The organism is Mycobacterium sp. SMC-21 (assembly GCF_045310825.1).
Lineage (GTDB): Bacteria > Actinomycetota > Actinomycetes > Mycobacteriales > Mycobacteriaceae > Mycobacterium.
This window is the reverse complement of the sequence record NZ_JBJIAO010000004.1, coordinates 151,904-166,737: the sequence shown is the minus strand read 5'-3', so window position 1 is coordinate 166,737 and position 14,834 is coordinate 151,904. Positions and strand designations below refer to the sequence as shown.

Here is a 14,834-nt window from a genome sequence, read left to right as displayed (position 1 = left end):
TACTACTCAAACAGTACTGTGTCAGGTAACTCAGTACTGTCCGACGTATTAGTGGAGTCTCCGGTGCCTGTCGATCGCCTCTTGCCCAACGATGAAGCCCACGCGCTCATCGAGCTCACCCGCAACATCGCGGACAAGGTGCTGGACCCCATCGTCGACCAGCACGAAAAGGACGAGACGTATCCCGACGGGGTGTTCCCCACGCTGGGCGAGGCGGGATTGCTGAGCCTGCCGTACCCCGAGGAATGGGGTGGCGGCGGCCAGCCCTATGAGGTGTACCTGCAGGTGCTCGAAGAACTCGGCGCCCGCTGGGCGTCGGTGGCCATCGCGGTCAGCGTGCACAGCCTGTCGTGCCATCCCCTGATGACGTTCGGCACCGACGAGCAGCGACAGCGCTGGCTGCCGGAGATGTTGAGCGGCAACCTGATCGGCGCCTACAGCTTGTCCGAGCCCCAGGCCGGTTCCGACGCCGCGGCACTGGCCTGCAAGGCCGTCGCCTCCGATGGCGGGTACCGGGTCTCCGGTTCGAAGGCCTGGATCACGCACGGTGGACTCGCCGATTTCTACACCTTGTTCGCGCGCACCGGCGAAGGGTCGCAAGGTATCTCGTGCTTCCTGGTGCCCGCCAGCACCGAGGGGCTGTCGTTCGGGCGGCCCGAGGAGAAGATGGGCCTGCACGCGGTGCCCACCACCTCCGCGCACTACGACAACGCGTTCCTGCCGACCGAGCGACTGATCGGCGCCGAGGGTCAAGGCCTACCGATCGCGTTCAGCGCGCTCGATGCCGGCCGGCTCGGTGTCGCCGCCGTCGCCGTCGGCCTGGCCCAGTCAGCGCTGGATCAGGCGGTGGCCTACGCCCAGGAGCGAACGACGTTCGGCCGCAAGATCATCGACCACCAGGGACTCGGCTTCCTGCTCGCCGACATGGCCGCCGCTGTCGACTCGGCGCGGGCCACCTACCTGGATGCCGCCCGCCGGCGCGACGCCGGGCTGCCGTACTCGCGCCACGCCTCGGTCGCCAAACTGGTCGCCACCGACGCCGCCATGAAGGTCACCACCGACGCGGTCCAGGTCTTCGGTGGCGCGGGGTACACCCGCGACTACCGCGTGGAGCGCTTCATGCGCGAGGCCAAGATCATGCAGATCTTCGAGGGCACCAACCAGATTCAGCGACTGGTGATCAGCCGGAGCTTGGCCAAGTAGCGACGGGCAGGAGCCGGGCTACATCCGGCTGACGTCGATGACGGCGTTCGCGAATTGCGCGGGTGCCTCCTGGGGCACGTTGTGCCCGATGCCGTCGAGAACACGGTGCTCGTACGCCCCGGTGTACATCGCGCGATATCCCGCACCGTCCTTCGCCGCGCCGTCGAAGTCACTGCCGATCGTGATGGTCGGGACATGGATGAGCGGCTTGGCCTGCAGTCGTTGTTCGTCTGCGTCGTAACGGCTTTCACCCTCGGCGAGACTGAGGCGCCAGCGGTAGTTGTGGATCACGATGGCGACGTGGTCGGGGTTGTCGAACGCGCCTGCGCTCAGCCCGTAGGCCGCGTCGCTGAAGTGCCACAGCGGCGACGCCTTGGACCAGATCAGGCGGTTGAATTCCTTGGTGTTCTTCCGGTACCCGAGTTCACCGCGAGGTGTGGCGAAGTAGTACTGATACCACCACCCCAGCTCGGCTTCCGGATCCAGCGGCTGCAGGTTGGCAGCACGATTGACCACGATGTATCCGCTGACCGCGACCAGGCCGGTGACGCGCTGTGGCCACAGCGCCGCAACAGCATTCGCCGACCGGCCACCCCAGTCGAAGCCGCCCAGGATCGCCCGCGGGATGTTCAGCGCATCCATCAGGGCCACGACGTCGGCGGCCAGGGCGGCTTGCTGTCCGTTGCGGACCGTGGTGTCGGACAGGAACCGGGTCGAACCGAAGCCGCGAAGGTACGGCACGATCACCCGGAAGCCCTGATCCGCCAGGAGTGCGGAAACATCGGCATAGCTGTGGATGTCGTACGGCCAACCGTGCAACAAGATGACCGGCGGCCCGTCGGCAGGGCCCGCTTCGACATAGCCGACATTCAGGTCGCCGGCCCGAATCTGCTTGACCGCATTCAGGTTGTGTTGCGGGGTGGGCGGCGGTGCCGGCTTCTCGACCGCCGCCGATTCCGACGACGATCCGCACGCGGCCAACGACGCCGCACCGATCGCCGCCATCGCCGTCAAACCGAACTGTCTTCTGCTGAAGCCGTCCACGGTCCGTCGTTCCTTCCAGAGTGTCGCCAGTTCGCTGCCCACGATGCATCACCGCGGCGCACGGCACCCATCTCACCCGTCCTTGCACATCGTGTCCAACGATAGATTTTGATAGGTCGCATCTGTTTCAGAGATGTGCGCCGTCGACCGTGTCAGACGGCTGCCCACCCACCGTCCACGCCAAGGACCACGCCGTGGATGTTGGCGGCCTCGTCGCCGGCCAGGAACGCCACCGCCGCGGCGACCTCCTCGGGCGTGCTCATCCGGCGCGACGGCAGCCGGTCCAGCATGGGCTGAACGTGGTCGACGAATTCCTGTTGCCGTTCGGTCGCAATCGGTCCCGGCGCCACCGCGTTGACGCGCACCCCGAACGGTCCGTATTCGTCGGCCCACGAGGCAGTCAGCGAGTGCACGGCCGCTTTGTTGGAGCTGTAGATCGCCGAACCGCCCGACCCGCGCAACCCACTGATCGATCCGATGTTGATCACCGCACCACCCCCGCCCCGCACCATATGCGGCGCGATCAGCCCGGTGAGCAGGAACGGGGCAAAGACGTTGACCTCGAAGGCTTCCCGCAGCAGCTCCGGCGCGACATCGGCGGTCGGCATCGGCATCAGCAGCGTGGCCGCGTTGTTCACCAGGATGTCCAGCCGCCCACCCACTGCGTCGGTGGCATGTTCGGCGAGGGTGCGGATCGCCACGTCACCACCCGCCAGGTCGGCAGCGACGAACGACGCCTCGGCGCCTGTCGCCCGGATCGCAGCCACCAGCGCGTCGCCCCGTTCGGCATTGCGCCCACTCACCACGACGTGTGCACCGTCGTCGGCCAGCCTGCGCGCAATGGCCATTCCCAGGCCACCGGTGGAACCCGTGACAAGTGCTGCACGGCCGGACAATCGCGTATCTTTTGGACTCATGAGTCCACATGCTTCACCGGGCAAAATGGACCTGCAAGTCCAAAAACTGACCGCGAAGGGGCAGGCGACCCGAGCCCGGATCATCGACGGCGCCGCGGCCGAGATCCGGGAGCGTGGCGTCGCGCTGACCACCATCGAAGACGTCATGGCGCGGACCCGAACCTCGAAAAGCCAGATATTTCACTATTTTCCGCGCGGGAAAGAACAGCTGTTACTCGCCGTTGCGACGCTGGAATCCCAGCGCGTACTCGACGACCAGCAGCCCCACCTCAGCGAGCTCACCTCATGGGCAGCCTGGCAGCGCTGGCGGGACGTCGTGGTCGAGCGCTACCGCCGGCAAGGCCAGAACTGCCCGATCGCCGTGCTGATGTCCGAGATCGGTCGCACGAGCACCGGCGCGCAGGCAGTCACGACCGAACTGATCGACTCCTGGCGCGGCGCCATCGCCGACGGAATCGTCGCGATGCAGCAGCAGGACAAGATTGCGCACAGCGTCGACCCCGCGCGGGCAGCAGCCGCGCTGCTGGCCGGTATCCAGGGCGGCGTCGGCATCATGCTCGCCACCGGCGACCTCACGTATCTCGAAGCGGCCCTGGACGAGGGAATCAGCGCACTGCGGCAGCGATAGCCACCCGAACCGCACCGGCGTGATCTCGCCGGCTCACACGGCACCCGTAATTGTTAGTTCGCCTACAGGTCACCCCATCTGCGTTGACAGCCGTCAAGGCCGCCGAGAAGGATCGACGGCATGGCCGCCAAGACCGAAGAGCAGGTATTCACCGAAATCGAGGCCCGCCTCACGGCCAAGTTTGCGGACCTGCCCCCGGCTCGGGTGACCACCGTCATCGACGGCGCGCGCCGGCAGTTCGCCGACAGCACGATTCGCGACTTCGTCCCGCTCCTCGTCGAACGTCGCGCCGAGGAAGAACTCGCACGACAGCTGGCCGACGACTCCGCCATCTAGCCCTATCCACTCGGCCGCGCCGAGTTTGCCAGCCTCACAACGGGTTCCGGCACCGATCCGTTACCCGCCGAGACCTCTCTGTGAGGACTTTGAGGCTATTGAAACGATGCGGTCACGGTCGCGGCTCAGTCCCATGTCGAGCGCGCATCCGATTGAAAACATGTCTTGAACCAGCCTCTCGCGGTGCCCTACGGTTCAGCTGCGCAAATTTTCGGCGCTGTAATTTAAGGGCACATTCAAGGAGACGCCGGTGATGATCAGCTTTGGTCGAATCGCTGTGAAAATAGTTGCCAGCGCCGGTGTGTGCGCGACGGCCGTGGCCGTGAGCCCGACCGCAGCGGCAGTCCCACTCAAGACGGGCGGGTACGCGTGCGACGCGGGCGCCGTGGCACCGGCCGCAGGGGCACCCGCCGCCGCGGCAGCAGCTGCACCCTGCGCCGCCCCCGCCGTCGAATCCTCGGGCATCATCGGCCCGCTGGCGGCCGCGCCGGTCGTTCCGGCAGCCGTCCCGCCGGTTCCCGCGGTCGTCCCGCCTGTCCCGGCAGCGGTGCCTCCCGTCGTGCCCCCGATCCCCGCCGGCTTGCCGATCGGGGCGCCCATCCCGATTGCCGCGGCCCCCGCCGCCATCCCGATGGACATGGGTGGCGTCGCCGACGGCAAGGAGGCCCGGACCCTGCGGCCCGTCGACGCCGGCGGCCCGACCCCCAACCTGCCGACCCAGCCCGGTCCGCAGAACTGAACCAGCTAGCTGCACAATCGCTTTCACCGAAGCACCCGAGCCCTCGTGGCTCGGGTGCTTCAGGCGTTCGGGGCGCAGAGTCAGCAGACCGCGGCAGCCACAATCCTGTTGACCCTGTACTGAGGACGCATTTGTCCGAGTAGGCAGGGCCCTGGGTTCAGGATCAACTGACTGTGACCCGCAACCCGGATCGACCCTGAAGTGAGGGCGCACTTGTCCGAGTAGGATCGCCTCGGCAGCGAAACAGATTGGGGCGCAGCCTAACTAAGGCTCGACGATGACCGGATCACCGACGTTGACGGTGTTGTAGTACCACTCGGCTCCAGCGGGCGCCAGGCCGATACAGCCGTGGCTGACGTTTTCGAAGCCCATCGACTCGACGGCCCAGGGTGCTGAATGCACGAACAGTCCGCGTCGACTGATCCGTACCGCGAACTCGACCTCCGTCATGTACCCGTCCGGATGATCGACGGGAATGCCGACGCTGCTCGAATCCATCAGTACATTGCGGTCTTTCGCCAACACGGTGTACTTGCCGACCGGTGTCGCATACTCCGGACGACCCATGGTCGCGAGCAGCGTGCCGGACTCACCCAGGTGCGGAAGGTGGTGCGGCGCGGGCATATCCGGCTGGGTCTGGCCGTCCACGGTCACGGTGAACGTGTGATCGGCGACGTGCGCGGTCCCGACGACCGCCGGACCGGTGGTGACTGCCATCGGCTGACCACCAACCGTCAACTTGATGGTGCTGTGCGCGGGCCAGAATCCGTCCGGATTCCATTGCACCACTTTGTTGTCCAGCCATTCGTACTTGCCCGTCATCGCCGGCGTCGACGTCACATCCAGGGCCATTTCGGCGGCCGCACGATTGGTGATCGGCCGCTTGAACGTCACGATGATCGGGTGCGCGACACCGACCGGCACGCCCTGCGTCGGCTGCGTCGACTCGATGATCGAGCTCAACGGCAGGCGAATACCCGCCGTCTCGATTCCGAGCGCACCGCCGGTGGTAGTGGTGGCGACCACGACCACGGCAAGGACACCATGTACAAACACCCGCATATATCCGACCCCTTTGTGCGCTGGCCGCATGGTTGAACACCGTCATGGTATGGGGCGGTAAACGCCGAAATCCGTACGGCGCGTCAATATTTCGGTCAAAGATTCGTCACGGATTGGCCACCCAACATCACGGCGCTGACCACCATGAACAATCCCAGAGCCGATCGTCGCATCGACGACCCCGCGATGCTGCCGGCGCTGATCTACGGCGCGATCGTCGTGCCCCACCTCAATGTGGATATGTCGCGAAGATGTTGATCTTGAATCACGAAGTGCTCGACACCGAACCGGGCATCGACGAATTCGCCGTCGCGCCAAAGTAGTTTCCGCAGAATATATTTGTGCGGGCATTCTTCACATCTTCTCGCCAGTCGTGGGAAAAATGAAACAGCTAACCGAGTGCACTTAGTGGAAGCATTCCGAATGGCGGGAGAACCGCTGATAGGCCGCGGATTTCGATCTCGCTGACTGGGAAGTAGCAATTGTAGAACCCGCATTCGTGGATACGTTATTGCCGCCACAAATCCGTGGTCCACGAGGGGAGTATTGCGGTGAAGCGTTTGTCCGGCATGGATGCCATGTTCTTGTCCATGGAGGGCACTGAATGGCCACAGCACACGCTGGGGTTGATGATTCTGGATCCCAGTGACGCACCAGGATTCGACTTCGAGCATCTGCGTGATCACCTCGACCGCCGGCTGCCCTACCTGCCGTCGTTCCGGCGCCGGATCCAAGAGGTGCCACTGGGCCTGGACCGGCCGGTGTGGGTCGACGATCCCGCGTTCAAGCTCGACTACCACATTCACCGCGCGGCGCTGCCCGCTCCCGGTGGCGAGAAGGAACTCGCCGACGTCGTCGGCGAAATCCTGGCCCGTCAGCTCAACCGCAACCAGCCCCTGTGGGAGAGCTGGTTCGTCGAGGGCCTCGAAGGCGGCCGCGTCGCCTTCATCGCCAAGACCCATCACTCGATCGTCGACGGCGTGTCCGGCGCCGGCCTCTCGTCGGTGCTGTGCAACGTCACTCCCGACGCCAAAGGCCCGATCGTCGAGCTGCCCGACGAGGCCGAGCAGCCCCGTCATTCGAGCCTCGAACTGTTCGCCAAGGGCACGCTGTCGGCCGCGACCACGCCGCCGAAAGTCGTTCAGTACCTTGGCCAAACCGTCCGCAACGCGGTGACCACCATCAGCCATCTGCGGCGTGATGACCCGCCGCCACGCCCCATGAGCGCCCCCAAGACCAGCTTCAACGGCGCGCTCAGCTCACACCGCAGCTTCGCGTACACGTCGCTGCCGATGGCGCACATCAAGCACGTCAAGAACGGTCTCGGCGTCAAGGTCAACGACGTGATCCTGAGCGTCGTCGCCGGCGCGCTGCGCACCTACCTGACCAAGCGCGACGCGCTGCCCGAGACTCCGGTGCTGGCGACCGTGCCGATGTCCACGCGCGACGCGGGCGACGAGACCCCCGGCAACCACGTCCACACCATGATCGCCTCCATGTGCACCGATGTGGAGGATCCGGTCGAGCGGCTGTCCGCCATCCACAACGGCATGAACAGCGCCAAGGCGCTGGCCGAGGATCTGCAGGCCGGTCAGTCCATCGGTCTGACCGACTTCGCGCCGCCGGTACTGCTGAACCTGGCGTTCAAGGGCTTTCGCGCCGCCAAACTTGAGGACAAACTGCCCCTGGCAAGCAACCTCATCGTCTCGAACGTGCCCGGCCCGCCGATCCAGCTCTACATGGCCGGCGCCAAGATCGAGCACATCGTTCCCGTCGGCCCGCTGACCGTCGGCATGGGCATCAACGTCACCGTCTTCAGCTACGGCGGCAACGTCGACGTCGGCATCCAGGCCGATCCGGACCTCGTCGAGGACCCGTGGGAGATCCTCGACGGCGCCAAAGCAGAGCTCGACCGCCTGCTCGCCGCGTCCGGCTGGGAAGAGCCTGTCGCGAAGAAGAACTCCCCCGCGGCCAAGAAAACCGGTGCCGCAATCCCACCGGGTGGGAGCTCCGCCGGCAGCGCCGAATAGATGTGTTTGCCTTCACACGAGGGCAGACGCAATGGCGCGATCCGTGCCCTGACGACGGAAAGGAAGTAACTGCAATGGCAGATTCGGACAGCTTGTCGGACGTGGTGGCCATTGTCACCGGTGGTTCACGCGGTCTCGGCGCGTCGATGGCACGGCACATCGTCGCCGGCGGCGGCAAGGTCGTCATTGCTGACGTCCTCGACGATGAGGGCAAGCAGTTGGCAGCCGAGCTCGGGGACGCTGCGCGCTACACGCATCTCGACGTGACGGATCGCGCTCAGTGGGATGCGGCCGTCGCACTGACGGTCGCGGAGTTCGGCAAGGTCACCGGCCTGGTGAACAACGCCGGCATCTCCACCGGCCAATTCATCGAGCACGAACCGCTGGAGCACTTCCGCACGGTGCTCGACGTCAACCTGGTCGGCGTCTTCAATGGCATCCAGTCCGTCATCGCGCCGATGCGCGCTGCCGGCGGTGGCTCGATCGTCAACATCTCCTCGGCCGCGGGCCTGATGGGGCTGGCACTGACCGCCGGCTACGGCGCCTCCAAGTGGGCCGTCCGCGGCCTCGCCAAGATCGCCGCCGTCGAGCTCGGCACCGACCGCATCCGGGTGAACTCCGTGCACCCAGGCATGACCTATACGCCGATGACGGCAAACATCGGCATCCAGCAGGGCGAGGGCAACTACCCCAACACCCCGATGGGTCGCGTCGGCGAGGCCGACGAGATCGCCGGCGCCGTCACCTACCTGCTGTCGCGCGCCGCCTCATACGTCACCGGCGCCGAGATCGCGGTCGACGGCGGCTGGTCCGCCGGCCCCACCGTCAAGTACGTGATGGGTCAATAACTGCATAGGCGACCAGCCAATCGTCCGCCAGTTCAACATGTTTGAGCTGAACGCGGGTGCGCGCCGAGGGCCATCGGCGCGCACCTGCGGGCGGGACGACTTCCAGCAAGGAGACAATGGTGTCTGCCCCACTGAGGAACGATGAGTTGCCCGAGTCGCCCATGGTGAGCCGTCCGGACTGCATGGACGTCGGCGAGCGCATGGCCGTGGCTCCGCACGTCGCGATCGATGAAGCCGTGCTCGCCGTCATGCGGCTGCGCCAACCGAAGCTGCCGGTGGAAGCCGCACCGGACCGGCTCGCCGCCGACCTGGACAAGGCCGCGACCATGTTCAAGAGGCGGGGCTGGATTTCCAAACCGTCGAAGTACCACCGCACTCCTCCGAAACTCAACGACGCCGACGTCCTGCGCTGGAGCACCCACGGCGGCCCACTCGGGCACGAGTCGATGTCCTTCGCATCGGAATTCGACGCCCGGTCGTTCGAGCCGGGTGCGGGCCGGTGGCCCGGCAATGGCCGCAACGACACCGTCACCGTCCGGCTGCTGCGCCGCCCCGACTCCCCCGCGCCGTGGGTCGTCGCCCTGCACGGTTTCGGCATGGGATCGTCGCGCTTCGACCTGAACGTATTGTGGGCCAACTACTTGCACCACAAGCTCGGATACAATGTGGCGCTGCCGATTTCGCCATTGCACGGGCCGCGCCGCGAGTCGGCTGACGGCCAGCTGCTGTCCCTCGATCTCGCCTCGATGCTGCATGGCATCACGCAGGCCGTGTGGGATGTCCGCCGGTTGGTGAGCTGGATTCGCAGCACCACCGATGCCCCGGTGGGCCTCTACGGCGTTTCGCTCGGTGGCTACCTGTCCACCGTCCTGGCCGGCCTGGAACGGTTCGACGCGGTGGCCGCAGCGCTGCCATTCGCCGATCCCCTGGCGCTGCTGACGCACCACGGCCCGCCCGAGGAATACCGCGACGTCATCGCCTCCGACGACGCGCGGACCGTCTTCCAGGTCGTGTCCCCATTGGCGCTGCCGACGGTCGTCGCACCACGGGACCGGACACTGTTCATCGCCAAGGCAGACCGGCTGATTCCGGTGGAACAGTCGCAGGCCCTTGCTGATTCGTGGCACGCCGAGCATGTGCGCTGGGTCAATGCGGGGCACGTCGGGTTCACCTGGACCCGCGCGGCACGCGGAATTCTCGGCCGTCGGTTCCGTGAGTCACTCGGCACCGCGTAGGCCGATATCCCGATCATGGCGAACTCTGGATCGTTCCCGCCCTGGGACTCGTTCCCGAACTGGGACGCGCTGTCGTCGTTCTGGGCGTCGACCGCAGGCGGCGCACTCACCAGCGGCCCGGCCGGCGCCTACAAGTCCCTGTTCGACACGGTGCGCAAGCAGGTCGTCGGTCGCCGCATGACCGTCAAGCTCAAATCGGGAGAGATGACGCTGACGGTGACGACCATCGATGCCGACCTCGACATGCGGAGCCTCTCGGTCGGCCAACTCAACACCGTCTCGATCTCGGCGTCCGACATCGTCTGGGATGGTTGGCAATTCGACAAGGCCACCGCTGTCCTGCACAACACCCACATCAAACCGACCAATACCCCGGTCCTCGTGGCGGCACCGCTCGATCTGACCATCGAGATGTCCACCACGGCGCTCGACAAGATGATCGACCGGGCGTTGTCGTTGCCGGGCCGGGCCGGGCCGAAGTTGCTCGGCCGGATCGACGCCGGTGGTGTCGCGCAAATCCGTTGGGCCAGAAGGCCTGACATCGGCCATCTCGAGGTGGACGCGACCATCGACGGGTCGACGCTGTTCGTGAAACCGCGAATGGTCGCGTTGCGCCGGGCCCGGTGGCACCTGCCGAGCCGGTTGCCCGCCTATCGGATCCAGCTGCCGAAGCTCCCCCGTGAACTCGCGCCGACGTCCGTCAGCTTCAGTCCCGAGACGCTCCGGTTGACCGGGCGGATGCCCGAATGGCAGGTAGCAGTGCCGCGCCGCCGCATCGAAGAGGCCGTCAATCAGCTCAACCAGGTGGGCAAGGCACTCAACCTCAGCTGGATGGTGCGCGGCCGCTAGCTGCCGATCCTGGGAATGCGATCGCCGAAGAGCCGCAACGCGTTCTCGTAGCCGACCTTGCGGCGGTCGGCCTCGGCCATCGGATACGACGCCAGAAAGTTCGCCCCGTCGATGTTGTCGTCCATCGGGTAGTCCACCGAGAACATGACGCGGTCGGCGCCCATGACCGCCAACGTGCACGCCATGGCCGGCGGGGAGAAATTGCCGCTCGTGGTGAAGTAGAAGTTCTCCCGCAGGTAGTCCGACGGCAGTTTCTGCAGCCGGCCACCCGACCCGCCTAGGCCGTAGTACCGATCGGTGCGAAAAGCTGTGAACGGCAACATCTCTCCGAGATGACCGAGAATCATCTGCAGGTTCGGGTGCCGGTCGAACAGGCCCGAGTAGATCAATCGCAGCGCGTGCGTGCCCGCTTCGACGGCGAACCCCCACGAAGCCAGGTGCAGACCCTGGTCGACGTACGGCGCGAACCAGGCATCCATCACCGCCGGGTGCGGGGTGGTGGGGTGCAGATAGAGCGGAACCCCCAGCGTCTCGGCCGTGGCGAACAACGGCTCGTAGGCGGGGTCGTCCAGATACCGGCCATGGGTGTGGCCGTTGATGAGCGCGCCCACCAGACCGAGATCGACGACGGCCCTGCGCAATTCGGCCACCGCGGCGTCCGGGTCCTGCGTGGCGAGGGTGGCGAAGCCGCCGAACCGGTCGGGATACTGCCGCACCGTCTCGGCGAGATCGTCGTTGGCGCGGCGCGCGTAGTCGACAGCCAGCGCGGCGTCGTCGTACTCCTGCACACCGGGATCGAAGAGGGACAGGATCTGGAAGTCGATGCCGGCGGCATCCATCTGCTCCAGCCGTAGCGGCCCGCGGTCGTAGAGCCGGTCGAAGCCGAGGCGGTTGTTGGACTCCAGCCACGACGCGACCACGTTGCCGTCACTCGCCGGGTTCCACGTGTAGTGCTCTTCCAGCGCGATCAGGTGCATAGGCCGAGGATAAGTCAGAGAGCGAAGACCTGGCCGTCGCGCGCGACGGTGATCTTGCCCTGGTAGCGGCGGCCGATCGCATCCCGCCACGTCGAGTCGGGCAGATCGGTGGGCGAATAGTGGCTCAACACAACATGCTTGGCACCCGCCGCTGCGGCGACTTCACCCACCTGCTCGGCGGACGTATGGGACCGGACCAGATAGCCGGGCGGGAACCTGCTGTTGTTGCCACCGTCGGCGAGGCTGAACTGTGCTTCGTGCACCAGGATGTCGGTGCCCTGCGCCAGGGCGATCAGGTTGTCGGACTTGGTGGTGTCACCCGAGAACGTGACGGAGAGACCGGATTTCAGCAGGTCGAACCGGAAGGCGAAGGCCGGGTACACGTCGTAGTGGCTCACCAGGGTCGCGGTGACGCGCACATTGTTGTCGGTCATGACCGGGAAGGGGTCGGTGCGCGGCGCCCGGTTCTGGTAGTCCGATCCAGGTGGGACGACGACCTCGTGCACATTGACCAGGCTCTGGATGTCGTCGGTGCCCATGTCCCGGATGAAGATGTTGCTGGTGTAGGCGAAAGCCCGGTGTAGCGCATCGGTCATGGCCGTGATGCCCGGTGTGGGGTTGGCCGGCTCGACGGTCGGTGGGTTGGGGTTGCCGACCTCGCTCGGCGGCAGCCCACCGGCGGGGCCGGGTCCGTACACCGACACCGCGCCTTTACCGGGTGACGCGGTGTAGCCGCCGGACAGGAAGAAGCTGTAGTAGTCGACGATGTGATCGGTGTGCAGGTGCGTGATGAACAGGCTGCGCAGTTGGTCGAACCTCAGCCCCGCGTTCGTGAAGGCGTTCAAAGAGCCCAGGCCACAGTCGATCTGGTAGACGTCGTCACCGATCTTGAGCGCCGACGAGATGCCCGTCCGATTCGGTACCGGCGGCGGGCCTGCCTGCACCCCGAGCGTGATCAGTGCGTTCTGCGGCAGCGCCCCGCCGCCCGGCGCGGCTGAACTGCCGGCCGCGGTCGCCAGCGCGGCGCCGCCGAGCAGCGCGGACACCGACGCGGCAATCGCGGTGCGCCGGGAAATCGCATCGACGCCGTCGGCGCAGTCAGGGCCACACCCGTGCATGACGGCAACGTATCGCCCTTTTCGCCGAAACCGTGGTCTCGGCGCGCGGAATCAGCGTGCTGCGTTGCGCGCCAGGTCGATGGCGAACGACTTCACGAACGTGCCCGCACCGGGTTCCCCGCGGCCGCACGACCCGTCGGACTCGCCGACGCGCTTGACCCACAGGTACGCATCGGCGTGCGCGCCGGCGGTGTCGGTGGTGGGTGCGACGCCCAGCGCGCGGCCGTCCGGGTTGCACCAGTACATCGGGTCGCCTTCGGCGGGCCCGGCACCGTTGCGCGAGGTGTCGATGACGTAGTGCGCGCCGTTGGTCAGGCCGGAGATCGCCTCGCCGTACCCGATCTCTTCATTGGTGGTGAAGTAGTTGGTGGTGTTGAGGCTGAAGCCGCGGGCCTTGGCGACACCTACATCGTTAAGCCGCGAGGCCATGGTCTCGGCGCTCACCCAGCGCGAGTGCCCGGCGTCGATGTAGACCGCCGCCGCCGGGTCGCGGGTCAGCGTGTCGACGGCGTAGCGGATCAGATCGAAGCGCTCCTGCCGCTGGCCTGCGGACAGGCAGTCGGCCATCGCGAGCGCGTCGGGCTCGACGATGATCGCCGCCGGCGAGCCACCGAGGCCCGCCGCGACGCTGTCGATCCAGGCGCGGTAGCTGTCGGCCGAGCCGAATCCGCCTGCTGCGTAGCTACCGCAGTCGCGGTGCGGGATGCCGTACAGCACCAGCACAGGGGTGGCGCCCGCGGCGTTCGCGGCTCCGGCCAGCCCGGCGACGGTGCCGCCGACGGTCGAGGCGGGGAACGCCTGGTCCAGCCAGTAGGCCTGCGGCGTGTTGGCGATGGCGGTGAGCTCGGGGCTGGGCGGGTCGGCCTGTGCGGCGGCGGCCCGGGCCTTCGAGATCGGGTCGGCGTAGAAGGGCCGGCCGGCCAGCGGGTTGCTGTCGTCGACCAGCCGGATCGACGGGGCGGCGGCATCGCGCGGCGCCGGGTCGACGGTCAGGCCGACGCTCGCGACAGCGGCGACGGCGAGGAGGGGAGCGGTCCAGCGGGCGACAGCGCCAACAGCCGAAGAGATCACCTCAGGAAAATAGTTCGACTTGGTCAATAAGCGCCAATCGGGGGCCAAAGTTGGTGTGCGAGTGATCAATGTGGCTAGTTGCTACTTCGGCCCTCGTCCGAACCGATGCCCATCCTGTTCCTGCGAACACCAGGATCATCTCGGCCTCCCCACCCGGCCACCGATTGGCCGAATGTGGTGTGTAGACCCGGTTCCTTGGCGAGGACAAACGACGATGACCACAGTGAAGGCTCACGCGATTCCGTTCAGCGGGGTCCGGATGCGGTTCGACAGCGACAAGACATTCGATGAACTGAGTGCCGACTTGCTCGCCGATATCGGTACCGAACCCGCGCAGATAACGGACCTGCAGGCGCTGGCAGATCGCGACTGGAGCGCGTTCGCGGCAGACGTCGAGCGCCAGGCCGGGCCGAGCGATTTCATGTTGATGCACCTGATCGACCACACCCGGTGGCTCAGCACCGCCGGCGTAGAGCGCAGGGCCCTGCGCGTCATCCTGGGCAATCCGCTCATCGCGATCACCATGATTCGGCACGACCTCGCGGCCGGGCTCTTTGCTCCCGTGGAGGTCCTTCTGACGGAAGCTGATGGCAACCGGAGCGCCTTGACCTACGTCAAACCGTCGTCGCTGATGGTTGTCGATGACAACCCGCCGCTACTGGCGGCGGCACTGATCTTGGACGACAAACTCGCCGCCCTGGCCGCGAAGATCTCGAGCACCGGCGACGCAGCGTGAACTCGACCGGCGCGTCGGCTCTCCGTCAACACAGTTGATCT

General features: G+C 66.4%; 15 protein-coding genes. 9 read left to right on the top strand and 6 right to left on the bottom strand.

Annotation, left to right across the window (positions count from 1 at the left end; all coding sequences use genetic code 11):
* Window positions 1–63: 63 nt before the first annotated feature.
* Window positions 64–1,203 (top strand): acyl-CoA dehydrogenase family protein, encoded by a 1,140-nt coding sequence (locus ACJH6H_RS06395; protein ID WP_406774468.1) that lies wholly within the window; start codon window positions 64–66, stop codon window positions 1,201–1,203.
* A gap of 18 nt (window positions 1,204–1,221) precedes the next feature.
* Here ACJH6H_RS06395 and ACJH6H_RS06390 read toward each other — a convergent pair whose 3' ends face one another.
* Both ACJH6H_RS06390 and ACJH6H_RS06385 read right to left on the bottom strand, forming a co-directional pair.
* Window positions 1,222–2,208, bottom strand: a complete 987-nt coding sequence (locus ACJH6H_RS06390; protein WP_406774519.1) for an alpha/beta fold hydrolase — start codon at window positions 2,206–2,208, stop codon at window positions 1,222–1,224.
* A 191-nt stretch (window positions 2,209–2,399) separates the two neighbouring features.
* Window positions 2,400–3,164 carry an SDR family NAD(P)-dependent oxidoreductase gene (locus ACJH6H_RS06385; RefSeq protein ID WP_406774467.1) on the bottom strand — a complete coding sequence of 255 codons (765 nt, stop codon included), beginning with the start codon at window positions 3,162–3,164 and terminating at the stop codon, window positions 2,400–2,402.
* 25 nt (window positions 3,165–3,189) lie between these two features.
* Here ACJH6H_RS06385 and ACJH6H_RS06380 point away from each other — a divergent pair, with 25 nt between their 5' ends.
* The 3 genes from ACJH6H_RS06380 (at window position 3,190) to ACJH6H_RS06370 (ending at window position 4,867) form a co-directional block, all read left to right on the top strand.
* Window positions 3,190–3,792: a TetR/AcrR family transcriptional regulator gene (locus ACJH6H_RS06380; protein ID WP_064858905.1), complete on the top strand. Its 603-nt coding sequence runs from the start codon at window positions 3,190–3,192 to the stop codon at window positions 3,790–3,792.
* Window positions 3,793–3,912: 120 nt separating this feature from the next.
* The gene (locus ACJH6H_RS06375; protein ID WP_406774466.1) at window positions 3,913–4,128 is read left to right on the top strand and encodes a three-helix bundle dimerization domain-containing protein; all 216 of its coding nucleotides are present in this window, start codon (window positions 3,913–3,915) and stop codon (window positions 4,126–4,128) included.
* A gap of 322 nt (window positions 4,129–4,450) precedes the next feature.
* Window positions 4,451–4,867 (top strand): hypothetical protein, encoded by a 417-nt coding sequence (locus ACJH6H_RS06370; RefSeq protein WP_406774465.1) that lies wholly within the window; start codon window positions 4,451–4,453, stop codon window positions 4,865–4,867.
* Window positions 4,868–5,131: 264 nt separating this feature from the next.
* Here the strand turns inward: ACJH6H_RS06370 and ACJH6H_RS06365 are convergent, their stop codons facing one another.
* Window positions 5,132–5,929, bottom strand: coding sequence for a L,D-transpeptidase (locus ACJH6H_RS06365; protein ID WP_064858903.1), 798 nt, complete (start codon window positions 5,927–5,929; stop codon window positions 5,132–5,134).
* A 551-nt stretch (window positions 5,930–6,480) separates the two neighbouring features.
* On the opposite strand from ACJH6H_RS06365, the gene ACJH6H_RS06360 reads away from it, so the two are divergent.
* The 4 genes from ACJH6H_RS06360 (at window position 6,481) to ACJH6H_RS06345 (ending at window position 10,891) form a co-directional block, all read left to right on the top strand.
* Window positions 6,481–7,959, top strand: a complete 1,479-nt coding sequence (locus ACJH6H_RS06360) for a WS/DGAT/MGAT family O-acyltransferase (protein ID WP_406774464.1) — start codon at window positions 6,481–6,483, stop codon at window positions 7,957–7,959.
* A 74-nt stretch (window positions 7,960–8,033) separates the two neighbouring features.
* The gene (locus ACJH6H_RS06355) at window positions 8,034–8,807 is read left to right on the top strand and encodes a glucose 1-dehydrogenase (RefSeq protein ID WP_406774463.1); all 774 of its coding nucleotides are present in this window, start codon (window positions 8,034–8,036) and stop codon (window positions 8,805–8,807) included.
* 119 nt (window positions 8,808–8,926) lie between these two features.
* The gene (locus ACJH6H_RS06350; RefSeq protein WP_406774462.1) at window positions 8,927–10,042 is read left to right on the top strand and encodes an alpha/beta hydrolase; all 1,116 of its coding nucleotides are present in this window, start codon (window positions 8,927–8,929) and stop codon (window positions 10,040–10,042) included.
* Between the two features lie 15 nt (window positions 10,043–10,057).
* The gene (locus ACJH6H_RS06345; RefSeq protein ID WP_406774461.1) at window positions 10,058–10,891 is read left to right on the top strand and encodes a hypothetical protein; all 834 of its coding nucleotides are present in this window, start codon (window positions 10,058–10,060) and stop codon (window positions 10,889–10,891) included.
* On the opposite strand, the gene ACJH6H_RS06340 is transcribed toward ACJH6H_RS06345, so the two are convergent.
* The 3 genes from ACJH6H_RS06340 to ACJH6H_RS06330 are packed head-to-tail and all read right to left on the bottom strand — an operon-like array spanning window position 10,888 to window position 14,057.
* Window positions 10,888–11,868, bottom strand: a complete 981-nt coding sequence (locus tag ACJH6H_RS06340; protein ID WP_406774460.1) for an amidohydrolase family protein — start codon at window positions 11,866–11,868, stop codon at window positions 10,888–10,890. The two genes, ACJH6H_RS06345 and ACJH6H_RS06340, sit on opposite strands and share 4 nt — an antisense overlap.
* 14 nt (window positions 11,869–11,882) lie before the next feature.
* Window positions 11,883–12,986, bottom strand: coding sequence for an MBL fold metallo-hydrolase (locus ACJH6H_RS06335; protein ID WP_406774459.1), 1,104 nt, complete (start codon window positions 12,984–12,986; stop codon window positions 11,883–11,885).
* A gap of 51 nt (window positions 12,987–13,037) precedes the next feature.
* Window positions 13,038–14,057 carry a glycoside hydrolase family 6 protein gene (locus ACJH6H_RS06330; protein WP_346415316.1) on the bottom strand — a complete coding sequence of 340 codons (1,020 nt, stop codon included), beginning with the start codon at window positions 14,055–14,057 and terminating at the stop codon, window positions 13,038–13,040.
* A 214-nt stretch (window positions 14,058–14,271) separates the two neighbouring features.
* Between ACJH6H_RS06330 and ACJH6H_RS06325 the strand changes: the two genes are divergently transcribed.
* Window positions 14,272–14,793 carry a DUF302 domain-containing protein gene (locus ACJH6H_RS06325; protein WP_346415318.1) on the top strand — a complete coding sequence of 174 codons (522 nt, stop codon included), beginning with the start codon at window positions 14,272–14,274 and terminating at the stop codon, window positions 14,791–14,793.
* Window positions 14,794–14,834 lie beyond the last annotated feature (41 nt).

Bases quoted from the DNA above. Each gene is read 5' to 3' on its own strand.
- ACJH6H_RS06390 (WP_406774519.1), bottom strand. From the start codon at position 2,208: ATGGCGGCGATCGGTGCGGCGTCGTTGGCCGCGTGCGGATCGTCGTCG.
- ACJH6H_RS06385 (WP_406774467.1), bottom strand. From the start codon at position 3,164: ATGAGTCCAAAAGATACGCGATTGTCCGGCCGTGCAGCACTTGTCACG.
- ACJH6H_RS06380 (WP_064858905.1), top strand. From the start codon at position 3,190: ATGGACCTGCAAGTCCAAAAACTGACCGCGAAGGGGCAGGCGACCCGA.
- ACJH6H_RS06375 (WP_406774466.1), top strand. From the start codon at position 3,913: ATGGCCGCCAAGACCGAAGAGCAGGTATTCACCGAAATCGAGGCCCGC.
- ACJH6H_RS06365 (WP_064858903.1), bottom strand. From the start codon at position 5,929: ATGCGGGTGTTTGTACATGGTGTCCTTGCCGTGGTCGTGGTCGCCACC.
- ACJH6H_RS06355 (WP_406774463.1), top strand. From the start codon at position 8,034: ATGGCAGATTCGGACAGCTTGTCGGACGTGGTGGCCATTGTCACCGGT.
- ACJH6H_RS06345 (WP_406774461.1), top strand. From the start codon at position 10,058: ATGGCGAACTCTGGATCGTTCCCGCCCTGGGACTCGTTCCCGAACTGG.
- ACJH6H_RS06340 (WP_406774460.1), bottom strand. From the start codon at position 11,868: ATGCACCTGATCGCGCTGGAAGAGCACTACACGTGGAACCCGGCGAGT.
- ACJH6H_RS06335 (WP_406774459.1), bottom strand. From the start codon at position 12,986: ATGCACGGGTGTGGCCCTGACTGCGCCGACGGCGTCGATGCGATTTCC.
- ACJH6H_RS06325 (WP_346415318.1), top strand. From the start codon at position 14,272: ATGACCACAGTGAAGGCTCACGCGATTCCGTTCAGCGGGGTCCGGATG.